This is a genomic window from Desulfitobacterium hafniense DCB-2 (genome assembly GCF_000021925.1).
Classification (GTDB): domain Bacteria; phylum Bacillota; class Desulfitobacteriia; order Desulfitobacteriales; family Desulfitobacteriaceae; genus Desulfitobacterium; species Desulfitobacterium hafniense.
In genome coordinates this window covers 189,746-207,345 of the sequence record NC_011830.1, presented here as the reverse complement: position 1 = coordinate 207,345, position 17,600 = coordinate 189,746, and the positions used below count along the sequence as shown (strand labels likewise).

The 17,600-nt window shown below is 45.5% G+C and carries 14 protein-coding genes, 7 tRNA genes and 1 other annotated feature; of the genes, 1 reads left to right on the top strand and 20 read right to left on the bottom strand.

The features are described from left to right. Positions 1 to 34 precede the first annotated feature (34 nt). The 19 genes from DHAF_RS01005 to DHAF_RS00915 form a co-directional block, all read right to left on the bottom strand. The gene (locus tag DHAF_RS01005; protein ID WP_015942618.1) at positions 35 to 898 is read right to left on the bottom strand and encodes an EamA family transporter; all 864 of its coding nucleotides are present in this window, start codon (positions 896 to 898) and stop codon (positions 35 to 37) included. 426 nt (positions 899 to 1,324) lie between these two features. Then, entirely contained in the window at positions 1,325 to 3,241 is a 1,917-nt protein-coding gene (thrS, locus tag DHAF_RS01000) for a threonine--tRNA ligase (RefSeq protein ID WP_035213295.1), read from the bottom strand. A 69-nt stretch (positions 3,242 to 3,310) separates the two neighbouring features. After that, positions 3,311 to 3,534 (bottom strand) — a binding site (T-box leader). Positions 3,535 to 3,580: 46 nt separating this feature from the next. After that, complete coding sequence (gene ytxC, locus DHAF_RS00995; RefSeq protein ID WP_005808149.1) at positions 3,581 to 4,456, bottom strand: putative sporulation protein YtxC; 876 nt, start codon at positions 4,454 to 4,456, stop codon at positions 3,581 to 3,583. A gap of 254 nt (positions 4,457 to 4,710) precedes the next feature. Further along, positions 4,711 to 5,118, bottom strand: a complete 408-nt coding sequence (locus DHAF_RS00990; protein ID WP_005808146.1) for a bacteriohemerythrin — start codon at positions 5,116 to 5,118, stop codon at positions 4,711 to 4,713. A gap of 238 nt (positions 5,119 to 5,356) precedes the next feature. Further along, the gene (gene speE / locus DHAF_RS00985) at positions 5,357 to 6,211 is read right to left on the bottom strand and encodes a polyamine aminopropyltransferase (protein ID WP_005808145.1); all 855 of its coding nucleotides are present in this window, start codon (positions 6,209 to 6,211) and stop codon (positions 5,357 to 5,359) included. Positions 6,212 to 6,213: 2 nt separating this feature from the next. After that, on the bottom strand, positions 6,214 to 7,665 hold the full coding sequence (locus DHAF_RS00980; protein WP_015942617.1) for an aminotransferase class I/II-fold pyridoxal phosphate-dependent enzyme: 1,452 nt from the start codon (positions 7,663 to 7,665) through the stop codon (positions 6,214 to 6,216). A gap of 200 nt (positions 7,666 to 7,865) precedes the next feature. Then, positions 7,866 to 9,167 (bottom strand): type II restriction enzyme, encoded by a 1,302-nt coding sequence (locus tag DHAF_RS00975; protein WP_420794928.1) that lies wholly within the window; start codon positions 9,165 to 9,167, stop codon positions 7,866 to 7,868. Further along, complete coding sequence (locus DHAF_RS00970; protein WP_015942615.1) at positions 9,160 to 9,996, bottom strand: DNA adenine methylase; 837 nt, start codon at positions 9,994 to 9,996, stop codon at positions 9,160 to 9,162. Before DHAF_RS00970 ends, DHAF_RS00975 begins: the two co-directional genes overlap by 8 nt. 161 nt (positions 9,997 to 10,157) lie before the next feature. Beyond that, a tRNA-Val gene (locus DHAF_RS00965) sits at positions 10,158 to 10,234 on the bottom strand. A 5-nt stretch (positions 10,235 to 10,239) separates the two neighbouring features. After that, positions 10,240 to 10,328 (bottom strand) — tRNA-Leu (locus DHAF_RS00960). A 17-nt stretch (positions 10,329 to 10,345) separates the two neighbouring features. Beyond that, positions 10,346 to 10,419: transfer RNA gene (locus DHAF_RS00955), tRNA-Cys, on the bottom strand. 7 nt (positions 10,420 to 10,426) lie between these two features. Continuing rightward, a tRNA-Gly gene (locus tag DHAF_RS00950) sits at positions 10,427 to 10,501 on the bottom strand. Between the two features lies 1 nt (position 10,502). Continuing rightward, a tRNA-Phe gene (locus tag DHAF_RS00945) sits at positions 10,503 to 10,578 on the bottom strand. Between the two features lie 7 nt (positions 10,579 to 10,585). After that, positions 10,586 to 10,661: transfer RNA gene (locus tag DHAF_RS00940), tRNA-Asp, on the bottom strand. Positions 10,662 to 10,667: 6 nt separating this feature from the next. Beyond that, a tRNA-Val gene (locus tag DHAF_RS00935) sits at positions 10,668 to 10,743 on the bottom strand. A gap of 80 nt (positions 10,744 to 10,823) precedes the next feature. Continuing rightward, on the bottom strand, positions 10,824 to 11,699 hold the full coding sequence (speB, locus tag DHAF_RS00930) for an agmatinase (RefSeq protein WP_005808139.1): 876 nt from the start codon (positions 11,697 to 11,699) through the stop codon (positions 10,824 to 10,826). A gap of 193 nt (positions 11,700 to 11,892) precedes the next feature. Continuing rightward, positions 11,893 to 13,170 (bottom strand): glycosyltransferase family 2 protein, encoded by a 1,278-nt coding sequence (locus DHAF_RS00925; RefSeq protein ID WP_005808136.1) that lies wholly within the window; start codon positions 13,168 to 13,170, stop codon positions 11,893 to 11,895. A 146-nt stretch (positions 13,171 to 13,316) separates the two neighbouring features. Beyond that, the gene (locus DHAF_RS00920; RefSeq protein WP_005808134.1) at positions 13,317 to 13,634 is read right to left on the bottom strand and encodes a hypothetical protein; all 318 of its coding nucleotides are present in this window, start codon (positions 13,632 to 13,634) and stop codon (positions 13,317 to 13,319) included. A 313-nt stretch (positions 13,635 to 13,947) separates the two neighbouring features. After that, positions 13,948 to 14,763 carry an HD-GYP domain-containing protein gene (locus DHAF_RS00915; protein WP_015942613.1) on the bottom strand — a complete coding sequence of 272 codons (816 nt, stop codon included), beginning with the start codon at positions 14,761 to 14,763 and terminating at the stop codon, positions 13,948 to 13,950. Positions 14,764 to 15,017: 254 nt separating this feature from the next. Here DHAF_RS00915 and DHAF_RS00910 point away from each other — a divergent pair, with 254 nt between their 5' ends. After that, complete coding sequence (locus DHAF_RS00910; protein WP_015942612.1) at positions 15,018 to 15,578, top strand: tyrosine-type recombinase/integrase; 561 nt, start codon at positions 15,018 to 15,020, stop codon at positions 15,576 to 15,578. Positions 15,579 to 15,857: 279 nt separating this feature from the next. Here the strand turns inward: DHAF_RS00910 and DHAF_RS00905 are convergent, their stop codons facing one another. Next, the gene (locus DHAF_RS00905) at positions 15,858 to 17,537 is read right to left on the bottom strand and encodes a Na/Pi cotransporter family protein (RefSeq protein ID WP_005808981.1); all 1,680 of its coding nucleotides are present in this window, start codon (positions 17,535 to 17,537) and stop codon (positions 15,858 to 15,860) included. Positions 17,538 to 17,600: the final 63 nt, after the last annotated feature.

Sequence of the window (17,600 nt, the reverse complement as noted above, 5' to 3'; positions counted from 1 at the left end):
CTTCCGGATGACTTCTCTTTCTTAATCAACAGCTTTAGATCAACATCGCCAAGGTTCCACTAACAATCAACACCAGCCCAAGGGCGGCTTTCTTTGCTAATTTCTCATGGAACACAACATAGGAAAAGGCAATGGTTACGAGAATACTGAGTTTGTCGATTGGCACAACTACGCTGGCCGGCCCATCCTGAAGGGCCTTATAATAACACAGCCACGAGCCGCCGGTGGCCAGACCTGATAATATAATAAATCCGAGTTCTTTCAGTGGTATCTCCCGGGAGATACCTTTTTTTCTTGTCACAAAAACCACGAGCCAAGCCATAACCAGCACGACTCCCGTGCGAATGGCGGTCCCGAGGTTTGCCTCCACTCCCTCGATGCCGATTTTTCCGAGAATAGCTGTGAGACTGGCAAAGACTGCCGATAAGAGAGCATAAATAAGCCAGGCCTGATTGGCTTTGGGCTGAGCCGCTTCTGTTGCTTTTTTCTGGATCATTAAGTATGTGCCTATCCCAATGCCGACAACCCCTACCCCTTTGCCGATGCTTATCCCTTCATTCAGTAAGATGAAGGCCAGAATGATGGTCAGAACCGTGCTGGATTTGTCGATGGGAACAACCTTGTTGATATCTCCCATCTGCAGAGCCTTGAAGTAACACAGCCATGAGGCGCCGGTAGCCAGGCCGGACAAAATCAAAAATAACAGCGTTTTCCCTGAGATATCGCCGATCGTGGTATGTGACTCAACCATCAATACCATCAGCCAGGAGAATGCCAGCACAACGATTGTCCGGATGGCTGTGGCCATATTCGAATCGGTCTTTTTAATTCCGCATTTTGCCAGGATGGCAGTAATCCCTGCGAAGAATGCAGAGCCAAAGGCGTACACAATCCACATTATCTTTACCTCAGTTTGTATTCGTTTGAGCACGGGCCAAAAGCAGATTCTCCAGGATTTTGATTTACAGCGGTCGCTCCATAAGCTGCGCGGACAAAACTAACGCTCAAGCCCTCCGCTGCGTGCTTTTCCCGAAGTTTTGTTTCCGCTCGCTTAAATTCGCTCTCTTTTGTAAAACAAAATCCTTGGGCAGCTTTCGGGTCTAAAGGACGTGGATGTAAGATAGCTACCCAATCTGAGTATGCCTTTTCATTCTTTGCTGATGCCGCTCCGCAGCATGGCCGTCACTCTATTAATCTAACACCTCATGGATTCTTTTCCAATACCTATCCAATAAAACTAAAAGACAGGCTATCAATTATGGCCATTGACAAAACAAAAGGATTCAAACCACATAAGTCTGAATCCTTTTGCCTGAGTCTTATCTTATACTAATTGCTTCTTGCTGCAGATTTCTTCCTGGATGAGAGCAATGAATTCTGCTACAGAAAGTTTTTCACCGGCGTTAGCCTGACCATAGCGCCGTACAGCGACAGTATCTGTTTCCGCTTCCTGGTCACCGACCACGAGAGCGAAGGGAATTTTGTGAGTCTGGGCTTCCCGGATCTTATAGCTGATCTTCTCGCGGCGTTCATCCACTTCAGCCCGGATGTCCAAGTCGTTTAAGCGGCGGACGATGTCCTGAGCATAGTCCTCGTGGCGTTCGCTGATGGGCAGCACCCGGACCTGAACAGGAGCCAGCCAGGTGGGGAAGGCACCGGCATAATGCTCTGTGAGCAGAGCAATGAAGCGCTCAATGCTGCCGTACACCACCCGGTGAATCATAACCGGGCGATGCTTTTGACCATCTTCACCGATATAGGTGAGGTCAAACTTCTCAGGCATTTGAAAATCCAGTTGTATGGTACCGCACTGCCAGGTTCTGCCTAAGCAGTCCCGGAGATGGAAGTCGATTTTCGGTCCGTAGAAAGCACCGTCTCCTGGGTTGATCTTATAGTTGACTCCCTTGGCTTCCAGGGCTTCCTGCAGGGCATTGGTAGCCATCTCCCACGTCTCATCGGCCCCCATGGAGTTTTCAGGACGAGTGGAAAGCTCCACATGATACTCAAAGCCAAAGACCTTATAGAAACGGTCCACCAGGTCGATGACGCCGCTGATTTCAGCTTTGATTTGGGAGGGAAGCATAAAGATATGGGCGTCATCCTGAGTGAAGTTGCGCACCCGCAAGAGTCCGTTTAAAGCACCGGATAACTCATGGCGATGAACCAAGCCCAGTTCTCCCATTCTCAAAGGAAGATCCCGATAGCTTCTCAGCTTCTGCTTATACATAATCATGCCCCCTGGGCAGTTCATGGGCTTGACGGCGAAGTCCTCATCATCAATCTTGGTAGTGTACATATTGTCTTTATAATGATCCCAGTGACCGGAGTTTTCCCACAGGTTGCGGCTGAGGATGATGGGGGTCTTGATTTCGTGATAGCCTCTCTTGCGATGCTCCTGGCGCCAGAAGTCTTCCAGTTGGTTGCGCAGCACCATGCCTTTGGGATGGAAGAAGGGAAAGCCAGGCCCTTCATCGTGGAGGCTGAACAGATCCAGCTCCACACCCAGTTTACGGTGATCACGGCGCTTGGCTTCTTCCAGCTTAAAGAGGTAGTCATCCAGATCTTCTTTTTTGGCCCAAACAGTTCCGTAGATCCGTTGGAGCATCTTATTCTTTTCACTGCCCCGCCAGTAAGCCCCGGCCAGGTTCATGAGTTTAAACGCTTTAACTACCCCTGTGGAAGGAATATGGGGACCGGCACAGAGATCGGTGAAGCCACCTTGAGTGTACATGGAAATCACTTCATCTTCAGGCAAGTCCTCGATCAGCTCTACCTTATACTTTTCTCCCTCTGCAGAGAAATACTGCAAAGCGTCGCTGCGGGAGATCTCTTTTCGTTCGTAGCGTTTATTTTCTTTGACCAATCGACGCATCTCAGCTTCGATCTTCTCCAGATCCTCCGGTGTAAAGACATGCTCGGAATCAAAATCATAATAGAAGCCATTGTCAATGGCGGGGCCAATCCCTAAGATGGTCCCCGGGAAGAGGTTCCGCACCGCTTCCGCCATCAGGTGAGAAGTGGAATGCCTTAAAATCTTCAGGCCTTCCTCAGAATCCGCCGTGATAATCTCCACCTCAGCATCCTGAGTTAAAGCATAGGACAGGTCCTTAACCTCTCCATTCACTTTCCCGGCCAGAGCAGCTTTAGCCAGACCCCTGGAGATAGAGGCCGCTAATTCCATGAGACTCTTACCCGATTCGATCTCCCGAATGGAGCCGTCTTTTAAAGTAATCTTTACCATCATAGTCAACTCCTTATTCTTTGGTTTTAATCTTTAAACTTTGAAAAAACTAAAAAAGCCCTCATCCCAATATGGGACGAGAACTTTATTCCCGTGGTTCCACCCAAGTTAAAGCACCCTCGGATGCTTTCACTTTGCTCCCTTAACGCGGGCCGACGTCTGAGCTTACTTCTCTTCAACTCAGCACTCCGGGGTGGTCTTCCTCTGCTTCTCTGTGAGAGATGCTTGCAGCCGGTGGCATCTCCTCTCTAACACAAACCAAAACAAATTACTTTCCCCATCATCGTTTTCATTTTATTATATCCACCCTTTTAGCCTTTGTCAATTCTTCTCACTTTGTCAAATCTTCTCACAGATGGGACAGCTTTCAGTACAATAGCTGACACGGCCTTCAAAAACCTTGCAAATGGTCTGCAGAGTATCCTGGTAGCCTTCATAACGAATATGCAGCACAATTTTTCGTGGAGCTACGGCAATCAGGGCGCTGACGAGAAGATCCTCATAGGTGAGTTCCTGAGAGGTATCCATGAAGGATAACTCATCCATATATTTTTTGGTGATTTTTTTGCCTTCTTCATTATAGAGGTTGAACTTGCCGTGTTTGGTTATTCCGACATGCAAGGTATGAATGCGGGGTTTTTGCGAATCCACAAAGCGCTTGAGCAGATTGATAAACTCCTCATATTCTGCTTCAATCACATGTTCATTCACCACATAATTGACGGCTCTATAGATCTCCTCTTTATAGTCTTTGGCACGGAATCGCAAGAAGCCTTCCATATCAAAGAACGGCTGAGCTTCTATACACTTGACGATTTGGTTGACCAAGGACGCTTTACGATGAATACGGTAATTTTTCCATTGCCGGGATTCTTGATTAAGGTATTGGAGAGACTTCTCAAAAACTTGAACGACTTCCTCCCGTTTCAGTTTATACTTGCTTTTGAGCAGCCAGCGGATATGATCCTTCTCCCAATGCTGCAAAATCGTTTCCGCAATAGCATTCGCCAAATAATAGCTGTGAATCTTTTTTGTGGTCTCCCGATCCTCTTCGATCGCTTCAAGCTGGAACTCACAATCTATCAACCAGTGCTTGCCTTGTTGATATTCGTGAAGCACCACAGGAAGCTTTTCTTGCTCTTGGAGCTGCCTAAGGCGCTCATAAATGCTCTCTCGATAATATTGAGTTCCAACCTGAACGGAGTGTTGTTCCACCCTGGCATCCCCTCCATAGTAGAGTATATGAGCAAGGTTTGCTCATATTGCGGTTTACCTCGAAATTACTCAAGCTATTTCGCAAAATCATATATTCCCTACTATTGCCAGGTTGACTCTCCCTTATTCCCCAAACCAGGATAGTGCCGCCTATTTCTGCACAGCAGCAAACTATAGACGGACATACAAAGGGAGTGCCGCCGACTCAGCTCTTTCAAAAAGCCGTTTGGCGACACTCCCTATTTTTCCTTTGACTAGCGTGTTATCTGCATAAAACTCTTAATGCCAAGATCGCTCTTGAGAATATGGTCCAAGACCCACCCAAAGATGAACTCCAAAAGCTTGCGGGTATGTCCATCCTGATCCTGATCAATAGCAGAGAAGTCAACGGACTCCACTTCTTTGATGAAATCGTCATGGGCTACTTTTTGTTTGAAGTAGCCTGGGTACTTGATTTTAAGCATCAGCTCTTCTTCTGTTTGGAAGTGGTGAACAGTATATTCCTTAAGCTCGGCGATGATTTGAATGATCTTATCGTACTTATCCGGCAGCAAGTAGTTTTCCAACAAATCATAGATCTCATTGCCGATTTCGAACAGATGCTTATGCTGTTCATCGATTTCTTCTACTCCGATGGAGTATTCGTCTTTCCACTTTAACATAACAATCACCTCTTTTGAATCTCCGTTTTCAAGTGCCGGGTTTAATATCCCCAGTCCTATTTTACAACACTAACTCCGCCCCGGCCAGTACCCTAAGCTAAACATCGGCATCATCTGCCCTTACACAAACTCATTTCCACCTTTAACAATGAGGCAGAGCTTTATGGAAGTCAGATAATATAAAAAGACAAGGGTCAGCAATCAGCTCACACCCTTGTCTTAAGTCCTCACCGGAGATTTATTCCACCGCATCGGCCAGCTGTTCTTTGACATAATTGGGGAGAGCAAAGCAGCCTTTATGGATCTCCGTGTTATAGTATTGAGTTTTAATCCCTAAGTCGTTCCAGGCCTGCTCGTCTATATCGATCAAGGGGTCATACTTTTTCGAAGCAAAGCCGAAAAGCCAGTGTCCGGAAGGATAGGTGGGAATATGAGCTTGATAGACCCGGCAGACGGGGAAAAATTCTTTGATCCTTTGGTGAGCCCGGCCCATGTTCTGGGCATAGGTTTCATAATAAGGGCTCTCATGCTGATTCACCAGGATGCCATCATCCTTGAGGGCTTTATAGCAGTTGCCATAAAACTCTTTTGTAAACAGACCTTCCCCCGGACCAAAGGGATCCGTCGAGTCTACAATAATCAGATCATAGCTGTTTTCTTTAGTCCGGATAAATCTCAAGCCATCCTCAAAGAACAAACGAACCCGCGGATCCTCCAGCTTGCAAGCCGTCTGGGGCAGATACTCTTTACAGACATCCACCACCAGTTTATCAATTTCCACCATGTCAATGTTGACGATAGAGTCATAGCGGGTCAGTTCGCGGACGGTTCCCCCATCCCCGGCCCCGATGACCAAAACATCTTTAATTTGGGGGTTGGTCGCCATGGGAACATGAACAATCATATCGTGATAAATAAATTCATCCTTTTGGGTCACCATCATCAAGCCATCCAGGGTAAAAAAGGTGCCAAACTCTTTGGATTCAAAGACATCGATCCTTTGAAACTCACTCTGTCCTGAATAAAGCTGCCGATCCACCTTAATCGAAAAGCGAACGTTTTCCGTATGCTCTTCTGTATACCATAATTCCATAGCTATTCCTCCACGACTTTGATATTTTCAATGTCCATATCCTCTGTTCCGGTCAGGAAACAGCCTTTAGCCTTAGAATAAGCGATATAGTCAATAATATCCTCCGTGATTTTTTCCCCTGGAGCCAAGATCGGTATACCCGGAGGATAAGCCATGACGAATTCCCCGCTGACCTTACCTTTGCTTTCCTGGATGGGCAGGGAGCGCTGCTGGGCATAAAAAGCCTGCTGGGGTCCCATGACCACCACAGGGTTAATATACTCATGATCAAACATGCCCGTTTTATCCCGCTGATAGCGCCGTTTAATCTCCGCCAAAGCCGAGACCAGACGCTCCAAAGCAAGAGCCCGATCCCCCACGGATATAATAGCCAGAATGTTGCCGATATCGCCGAATTCGATCTGAATCCCATAGTCATCCCGCAGGATGTCATAGACCTCGATGCCGGCCAGCCCGATATCCCGGGTGTGAATGGAGAGCTTGGTGCAGTCAAAATCGTAGACCGAATCCCCATTGTTCAGCTCTTTGCCAAACGCATAATAGCCCCCCAGCTTATTGACTTCATCACGGCCATAATTAGCCAGATAGAGTGCCTTGTCAAAGATACGCTGGCCGTTTAAGGCTAAGTTGCGCCGCGAAATGTCCAGGGAGGATAACAGCAGATAGGAAGCGCTGGTGGTCTGGGTTAGATTAATCATATGCCGAACCCGTCCCACATTCAAGCGTTTGCCGATCAACAGGAAAGAGCTTTGGGTAAGACTGCCCCCCGTTTTATGCATGCTGACCGCCGCCATATCCGCTCCCGCTGCCATAGCACTGATGGGCATATTTTCGCCAAAATAAAAATGGGTGCCATGGGCCTCATCCACTAAGACCAGCATACTGTGTTCATGGGCCAGCTCAGTGATGGTCTTCAAATCGGAACAAATCCCATAATAGGTTGGATTATTAACCAGAATAGCTTTAGCGTCCGGATTTTCCTTGATGGCTTTTCTGACATCAGCCACAGACATTCCTAAGGGGATACCCAGTTCCTTATTGACACCAGGATTGACATACACCGGAATAGCCCCGCTGATGATGAGAGCGTTAATGGCACTGCGATGAACGTTGCGGGGCATGATGATTTTCTCACCCAGCTTGCAAGCGCTCATGACCATAGCTTGTACCGCTGAGGTGGTTCCATTCACCATAAAAAAAGCATGATGAGCTCCAAAAGCTTCGGCAGCCAATTCTTCCCCTTCCTTGATCACCGAAACGGGGTGGCCAAGGTTATCCAATGGTTTCATGGAGTTGACATCTACGGACAGACATTTCTCACCCAGAAACTCCGTCAATTCAGGGTTTCCTCTCCCCTGTTTATGCCCGGGCACATCAAAAGGCACCACACGCATGGATTTATATTTGAGCAGCGCCTCATAGACAGGAGCCTTGCTTTGTCGTAGTGAAGGCATGATACCACCCCCTTTAGGTTATACAAGATATAATAATACAAAATTTAACTTAAAAAGTCGATAAAAAAGAAAAATAGTTTCATGCCATGCTAAGATACTTCATAAGGTTACAGCCTATAGAATGTGCAGGTTTCTCATTAGACATTCCCAGCGGTAAACCAAAACCGGATGCTTACTTGTCAAGTATCACCCGGCTTGAGTTAATGCTCTTCCCCGATCAACCCCAGTATCCAGTTAAGCCAGCCGCTGACAGTCGTTGACCTTCTTACAAACGTGCTCATACTCCCGATCTGATAAAGGTCGGATTGCTGCATGATGCTCACTATCGTGTTTTGGTCCGGCAGAGAACCATTTTCCATATAAAGCTTAAAGGTTTCCCTGAAGACGCGATGCTGCAGTATAGCCTCGCAAAAGGCCAGCTGCCTTTGCTGATAACTCAGCTGCATGATGCGCTTGCCCCGGGAGCTTAATGAATAAACCGGCTTGCGCCCCTCTTCATAGCGTTTTTCAACTAAGCCCAAATATCTGGCTGCATCAGTATAGTAATTGGTTTGGCGGATATCAAAGGCATATTCTTCGGTCACCTGCTCACGGCTAAGCTCCTGAGTGCTCAGCAGTTCACAGATATTGATAACCCGCTCAAAACTGTTGGCCTGAGGGAAAGGAATCTCCGGTTCCTGCAAAAGTTGTGTCCCCTCAGCGACATCATGTAAATCATCTGCCCCTATGGCTGTATCTTCGATGGAATAATTTTTATGTTTCACCAATACCAAGGAATTATAAGCATTAGGATCCTGAAACTCATATTCATATAAACTGAAAACACCATTTGAGTAGACTAGAAATATGGGTCTGACTTGTTTCGTAACCCGGCTGCTCCAGACTCTGAAGGGATAATAGAGTTGACGGACCAGAAAATCTTCCGCCAGATCTCTTTTGGCCTCCAGCAAAGAGAGACTGTGAACACCCTCAAGAGCCGCATCGATTTCAATTTGAGAATTGCTTACGGCAACCTCTGTCGGGCACTGCGTCCTTAAGTTCCGAATCGTAAAGTCAAACTGTCCCGATCCCATACGTCCTGACACAGTGGCATAAAGCGTCTCTTCCTCTAAAAAATCCGCCAGCATTCCCGAGGCCAGAGCGCAATTAACAGCGATAGCCTCACTGGGGATATGGCTGGCGCTGAGACTTTGCAGATTCGGCGGCAAGGACACGCGGGTCACTGTGGTATCCACGATTTGAAAAGTCTGATAAGCCTCAAAATGAGAGATGATATAGTCGCCGCGGGATATAGGCAGTATCGCTAATTTATTCCTGGCAAATATCCGGGGCAAATTGATATTATGATCAAACTTGGCCATTAACCGTGGTTCACGGTATTCCTTGATCTGTGACGCAGAAATAGTAAATTTCCCTTCGGCTTCGATCCGGGATAATATATCATATTTTTTGAACAAGGATTCCCAGGCCTGATCGTTTTGGCTTTTAGGGTGTTCACTTATAATTCCTCACCACCACTTCGTCTATTTGCCCTCTCTTGGCTGCATTGGAATTGATAGCGCGTTTTGCTTTCACGATGGTTATCTGATAGGCCCCATATTGCTCCTTGATAAATTCCGTCGCCGAATTGGAAAGCATAAACTTGATTCCCCGCCGATCAAGTTCATCACAGCATTCCCGCAGCCTGATCTGCTCAGCCCGGTCAAATCCGCCTTTAGCATAGCCGGTAAAATTGGCTGTGCTGGAAACAGGATCATAGGGTGGGTCCAGATAAACGAAGGTCCCTTTGGCAACACCGGCCAGGACTTCCGCATAATCCGTGCTGCTGAAGGTGATCTGCGCTCTCTGAAAATAGGCGCTGACCGCTCTTAAGGTGTGCTCATTCACAATATTGGGGTTTTTGTAATGACCAAAAGGCGTATTGAATTCCCCGGCATTGTTCACTCTGAACAAGCCATTGTAACAGGTCTTATTCAAATAGATAACCCGGGCCGCTTTCTGCACTTTGCTCAAATTCCCGTATTTTTCTTTATCCCGGTCCCAGTCCCTGACACGATAAAAATGCTCTTCTTCATTGGGATGCTCGCCTAGTGCCCTAATCAGCTCTTCCACATCATCCCGGATCACTTCATACATCCGGATAAGTTCACTATTGATATCATTTACCCAGGCGGTATCCGGCTGTAATTTAAACAGAACCGCTCCACCACCGCAAAAAGGCTCACAATATGACATGACTCTTTTAGGAAATAAAGGAGTCAGATCCTCTAAAAGTTGGCGTTTACCCCCAACCCATTTTACAACAGGCGCAACCAGCCGATCCTTATGCATCATTGTCCTCACTCTCTGAGTATAACTTCACACACATTCTATCACATTGCAGGGTACTATTGCTGAAAAAACCAGCGCCGGAACAGACTTTTTTGGACAGGCATAAAAAAGCCTTGAATCCGCTTTGGCAGCGATTTCAAGGCCTTCCTTCTTTAAGTATATGGTGGGTTTGAGAGGACTCGAACCTCCGACCCCCGCGATGTCAACGCGGTACTCTAACCAGCTGAGCTACAAACCCTTAAATGGTGCCGATGACCGGAATCGAACCGGTACGGGCTTTAAGGCCCGCGGGATTTTAAGTCCCGTGCGTCTGCCAGTTCCGCCACATCGGCAATTATAAACGTATTATTGGAGGCGGCACCCAGATTTGAACTGGGGATAAAGGTTTTGCAGACCTCTGCCTTACCACTTGGCTATGCCGCCGAAGAAATGGAGCGGGTGACGAGATTCGAACTCGCGACTTTCACCTTGGCAAGGTGACACTCTACCACTGAGTTACACCCGCGTGGTGCCTTAGGACGGAATCGAACCGCCGACACGAGGATTTTCAGTCCTCTGCTCTACCGACTGAGCTACCAAGGCATAAAGATGGCGACCCCGATCGGACTTGAACCGACGATCTCCTGCGTGACAGGCAGGCATGTTAACCACTACACCACGGGGCCTTATTTTGGTGGGCGATGACAGGATCGAACTGCCGACATCCTGCTTGTAAGGCAGGCGCTCTCCCAGCTGAGCTAATCGCCCGCGTCAACTGACGAATTTTAGTATACACAAAAAACGGTTTTATGTCAAAGGTTTTTGGATTATTTGTTGTTGGATTATTTTTATTTTACAAAACTCAAAATTGCTTCCCTTACGATCTTCGCTGCTAAAAGAGCCGTACGCTCACTGGTGTCCATAAGAGGGGATACTTCCACCAGATCAAAGCCCACCACATCCAGCTCACTGAGGGCATGAACGGCTTTGATGATTTCCCGGGAAGTACATCCACCGGCTTCCTGAGTCCCAGTGCCTGGGGCAAAGGCCGGATCCACCACATCAATATCTAGCGTCACATAGACCGGCTTCCCTTTAAGCTCCGGCAGGACAGCCTTGAGGGGCTCCAAAACCTCTTCTACCACCAAATGATTGTGTTCCTTAGCAAAAAGGAATTCCTCCCGGGTTCCGGAGCGTATGCCAAACTGGTAGACCCGGTGGGGCCCCAGAGCTTCCGAGATTTTGCGCATCACCGTAGCATGGGAATTAGGCTCACCGGAGTAATCTGTACGCAAATCGGCATGGGCGTCAAAATGCACCACCCGGAGCTCAGGATACTTCTCAATGAAGGGTTTAAGCAAAGGATAGGTAACCAGGTGTTCTCCCCCTAAGAAAATGGGAAATTTCCCGTCTTCTACCACCTGCCGGGCAGCGGCTTCGATCACTTGCAAAGATTTTTCAACATTGCCAAAGGGCAGGCTTAAATCTCCACAATCGCAATAAGCATAATCAGAGAGATCCTTATCCAGATACACACTATATTCCTCAATCCCGATGGAGACATTGCGGATACTCAGGGGGCCCAAACGGGTACCCGGGCGAAAACTCACCGTATAATCCATAGGAATCCCCAAAATTACCGCGTCAGCCTCTTCATAAGGGGTTTCTCCTCCCATAAACACACCGGGGCTTTCTGTCATCTTCATGAGCGTCTCCTTGGACATCGTACTTCACCGCTTTCTTTATTTTTGCCTATTCTCTGAGCCAGCATCTAACCATTTAAATATAAACATTCGCATATCTCCACTCGAATGTAACGGCAAAAGGAGATCTCTCTGCTCAGAGATCCCCTTATCTTGATTGCCGATTCTAGATTAAGTATCGTTCAGCAAGGTAAACATTATACTCATTCAGGTTCTAGCTGGATGAAACCTTCTTCTCTTTCACCACATCATCATATTTGATGGAGCGAGTGTGCTTGGTATGGGACCATGATTTATCCTTGCGGTTGACAAAGCCCAGAAAGACGATAGGAATCCAGCTGTAGATAAATACGGGGTATAGGATCAACCCTGCATAAGCACGCCAAGGCAGGCGTTCCAGAGCCAAGGCAGCCACAGGGAAGACCAGGGAAAATGCGGAAAGAATCTGCCAGCCCGACCAAGGCATAACCACGTTAAAGACTTGAGTATAGGAGGATTGAAGGCCGGAAATCAGATTAACAAACATAAAGAATGTGGCGATCATAACCAAAGCCGGTTGGAACAAATGAACCGCCGCATCAAAGTACATGAGCTTCCGTTCCTTGAACGCCTTATAAATCAGGGGGAAGAAATACCGGCCTGCCACATCCACTTGACCCTGAGCCCAGCGTTTTCGTTGATTCCAGGCTTGGATAAAGGTCAGGGGCTTCTCATCATAGACAATGGCGTCATGTGCCCAAGTCGTCTTGATGCCGCTGATCAGCGCTTTCATAGTAAACTCTAAGTCTTCAGTAAGGGAGGTCGCTCCCCAGCCAAGATCCTTCAACACCTTGGTGGAGATACACATACCGGTTCCGCCCAACACATTATTGAGAAAGCCGGTATTATAGCGGGCCAGCTGCAAAAGCCTGTTGGAAAGCCAGAAGGTAATCGAGAAGGTGTTGGTGACCCAGGTATCATAGGGATTCTTTGAATCCAGATAACACTGAACAATTTGGTGACCCTGACAAAGTTTGCTGTTCATTTCGACTAAAAAGGTCTCATTGACCAGATTATCCGCGTCAAAAATAATGACGGCGTCATAGTGTCGTTCCAGCTTAAACAAACGATGGAACATCCACTCCAGAGCATAGCCCTTTCCCCGTTTTTCATTATTAAAACGTTGATGGACCAAGGCCCCGGCGTTTTTGGCGATTAAGGCCGTTTTGTCGGTGCAGTTATCTGCGACGACAAAAACATCGTAAAGTTCTTTCGGATAGTCCAGATTCAACAAATTATCCACTAAAGGCCCGATGACCGCCTCTTCATTATGAGCAGCCACTACCAGAGCAAAGCTCTTCTCCGGTTCCAAAACCTTTTTGTCCGGTCTGCGAAACAAACCAAACATGGACAACACAAAATAGTAAAATGTCATAAAAATGATGATCAACTGTACTGGAATCATGATCATATTGAACAAGTGAGAACCGGTAACACCAGACATAAAATCCATGTTCCCAACCTCCTTTTAACCTTAACCATAATATCACAGCGCCATTTTCCCCGCAAGGCGAAAGATGTCTAAAAAAAGGACAACTTATGCTTGTCCTAAGCATTTATATGCAAATGTACTCTGGATTATACCTTAAAAAAATTATCTTACCGCCGATTATGAGACTTTAACCAGAATAAAAGCAGCAAGGAAGTGGCAAAAACAAGAAATACAAAACTCACTTTAAGGGCCAAACCAATCGAGGACCAATATACTGTGCTCACCGAATTCCCTGTCACCCAGGGTATGGCCGCCCTGAATATCTTGGCAATGCCTTGACCTATAAGCAAAAAAAGTCCCAACCCGGAAAGAAGAACGATAACGCCAACGATTCCTATCGGGGTATCCAAATGCCAACGGCGGGTTAATTCCTTTTTGACCCAATAGAACTCAATTCGTAACTCCCTAAACAAGCGGTTCAGCATGATAATTCACCTCTTGCTAACAGATTATGTTAGCAAGGTTCCGCAAAGAATTTGACCCCTCAGGTATAAAACTGCTAATTTATGGATAAAATCTCTTCCAAGGAGGTGGCTCATTTGCCTAAGTTCTCAGATGACGGTAAATATGTCCATTGCGCTTTTTGTAACCAAAAATTCCGTTTCGAGTTTGATGCACTTCATCATGAAAAAGAGAAGCACGCCGACAAAATGTGATTGACTTAAAAGAAAGCCGCTCATAATCGCTTGGGATTATGGAGCGGCTTTCTTTGAATCTCCAGGATTGTGAACTTTATGTTTAGGGTCTGACTAAGATGTTCTTTAAAGTCTCCAGATACATCCTCGAAAATGCCCCCTCCTGATCTTCCAAATAGGCTAATGCTTCCTCCACCTCCACTGTCTTTCTATATGGTCTTCCTGCCGTTATCGTATCGAATGCATCAGCAATCATAACGATTTTTACATATTCATTAATTTGGCCCTCTTGCAGCTGATTCGGATATCCGCTTCCATCTAATCTTTCATGATGCTGTGCTATTATGTCCTGACTTAATATCGGAAATGCACAATCCGTGGTGCATTCTACACCTAATTCACAGTGTTGCCGGAGAATGTCCTTTTCTATATCACTTAGTTCTGTCCGCTTTTGTATAATTTTTTTAGGAATAAGCAATTTTCCAACGTCGTGAAGAATCCCCCCCACCCCAAGATCCCAAAGGGATCTTTGAGAAACTCCCGACTCTATAGCCATCATTAGGGAAAGAAGAGCCACATCGATAGAGTGTGTATAGAGCCAATTAATATGGTTGCCTAATGCTGTGAGATACATATACCATGGTTTTCTTTTTGACTCAAATACGATATTGACAAGCAAGGCACTGGCCTGGTCAAGCAATTGGTCGTCGGCTCGTTTATATCGCTCATCTTTTCTACATATTTTTTGTTTAATTTTTTCGTATGATGCCAATGTTCTTTCATTCGCCTCTGTCTCAGATAAAAAATCGTATTTTCTCTGCAGCCTCAAAAATTGACTTAAGGTAATTTTTGTTCCCTTAGCTGATAAAAGAAGTCCTTGCTCATTGTAATAATCCTTTGGGCAAACAATTCTTTTCATATCTGCTGACTCACCTCCATTTGATTTCATTCTTAATTAATATAAAAATCAAAAATTTATGCAACAAAATCACAATTTTGTTGCATAAATAGCGTATTACGAAATAAATAGCTTTCTAAGTTTATCTTTACTCTATTAAACCAAAATACTCTGCGAAAATTTTTAAAGCATGGTGTATTTTATTGATCAAATAGCCTTAATTACTAACATTAAGATTATAATGGATAAGGAAAATGTATGCAGGAGGAAAAGTAATGACGGTTGAACCAATTCGAGATAAAGCACAAATACGAACATTGTATAACCATCTTAATCAATCTCATCCTAAATATGCTATGATCTTTAAATTTGGAATTAATACAGGATTGCGGATCAGCGACATCATCACACTTAAGGTTTCCGATATTTACGGTAGCAAGAAGCAGTTTAAAGATTACTTGGTTTTAACAGAACAAAAAACTGGGAAATTAAAAAAAATTAAATTGAATGATACTTTGCGAAAAGCATTGAATATTTATATCCATAAGCAAAACTTGGAACTAATGGACTATTTATTTCCGAGTCAAAAAGGGGGCTATATAGGCAGAATTCAGACATACCGGGTATTAAAACATTCCGCCCTTGCATTAGGCATAGAGAATTTCGGAACACATAGTCTTAGAAAAACATGGGGTTATTGGACATATAAACTATCTCAGTATAATATAGGTCTAGTCATGGATATTTTTAATCATAGTTCACAGAGTGTTACTTTGCGTTATATTGGTATTAATCAAGACCAGAGAGATCAATTGTACGATATAGTTCAACTTTAAAAATCACTTGCTTTGTTTCAATATCTGGAGCTTTGGGCTCAGCCCATTATAATTGACATGCATAACCCCAGTAAGGTATATTAAAATAAAAAATGCAACAAAATTGTGATTTTGTTGCATTTTTATTTTTACCTATCATTCCGGACTTTATACAACACTTTGGGTCTATCCTAGATTTTCCAATGGCTTTAAGATTGGCCCTTCAATGGGAGAAAACCGCCACCCATATTATGAGGTGACGGTCATCATAATTCTTTAATATTCCTCAGAGCCCCTTTCTCAAGTCAATTTATGCTTAGGCTCTGCCATAGCATATTTTGCGATATTCACGGAATGATCGCCGATACGCTCTAAATTGCTGATGATATTTAAAAAGACTGCCCCATAGCTGCCGTTACATGTTCCTTCATTGAGGCGATGAATATGACCATCCCGCAATTTGGCTTCCATTTCATCAATGACATCATCATATTCCAGAACCTTTTTCGCCAGTTCCACATCATTTTTTTGAAGAGCATCTAAAGAAGCCTGATAAATATCCTGGACATTTGCAAACATCTCCATGAGATCCTTTTGAGCCTCTTCCGAAAATTTAACTTTATTCTCCAAGGCATAGTCTGTAAGTTCGATGAGGTTTACTGAGTGGTCTCCTACCCGTTCCATATCCCCGATAACCTGCAGCACCCGATATCGCTGATCCGACTGTTCCTTGGTCAGGTTCGTTCCGGAGGTGGCTTTCAGAACATACTCGGTGATCTGGTTCTCTAAACGGTCTGTGGCACTTTCCATTTGAATCACATATTGCCGGTTTGCACTCTGCCGCTTAAAGAAATAGTTCATAGCGTTGTCCACAGCTTGTCCGGCCACCTTGCCCATGTGCATGACCTCCCGGCTGGCATTGGCCAAAGCTACAGAAGGATTGCCGAAGAAGCGCCGGTCCAGATATTGAGCATTGGCATCCACAACCACTTCATCCTTCTCCGGGATAAGCTTAGTCACGATAGCCGCTAATACTCCTACAAAGGGCAGTTGCATCAGGGTATTGGTCATATTGAATAAACCATGGGTCTGAGCTATTTTCATTTTGATCGCCAAGGTTTCCCACCCTCCCCCACCGGGAATCAGGAAGGCGATGAAATTCGTAAACTGTTCAACCATTAAGGGAAAAATACCCAAAATCGTGAGGGGCAGGAAGATAAACGTCCCTATAAAATTAAACAAAAAATGAGTGGCAGCCGCCCGACGAGCGGATACGGAAGCACCGATTCCTGCCAGAAGAGCTGTGATGGTGGTTCCGATATTATCCCCAAAGAGGATGGGAACCGCTTGTTGATAAGTCACTACCCCTTGATTGGCCAATTCCTGCAGCACTCCGATGGTAGCGGAGCTGCTTTGGACGATGCAGGTGAATACGGTGCCGATGAGCACACCTAAAAGGGGATTATTATCCACATTGCTCATCAAACCAATAAAGTACGCAGACTCTTTGAGCGGGCCCAGTCCGTCTCCCATAATACTCATACCATAAAAGAGTAAACCAAAGCCTAATAAGACTTGCCCAAAATAGGTAAGTCTTTTGTTCTTAATAAAGAAAAGGATAAGTACACCTACAGCAATAATAGGAAGGGCATAGTCTTCCAACTTGATACCGATGAGATAGGCCGTCACAGTGGTACCAATATTGGCCCCCATAATGATGCCAATGGCTTGCCGCAGGTTTAATAAGCCCGCATTAACAAGGCCTACGGTGAGAACCGTCGTACCGCTGCTGCTTTGAATAAGCCCGGTGACAATAAGTCCGGTAAGCACTCCTCGAAGCGGTGTTTTTGTTCCTTTTTCCAATATGACACGGAGTCTGTCGCCAGCCACTGCCTGCAGCCCATCGGACATAGACTTGATACCGTACAAAAAAAGACCTAAGCCACCAAGGAAGTGAAATAGCATGGTTTGTACATCCATAAACTCAACCTTTCTTAGACAAGCTGTCACGGGTATTATACATGAGTAATTTGGACAAAACCA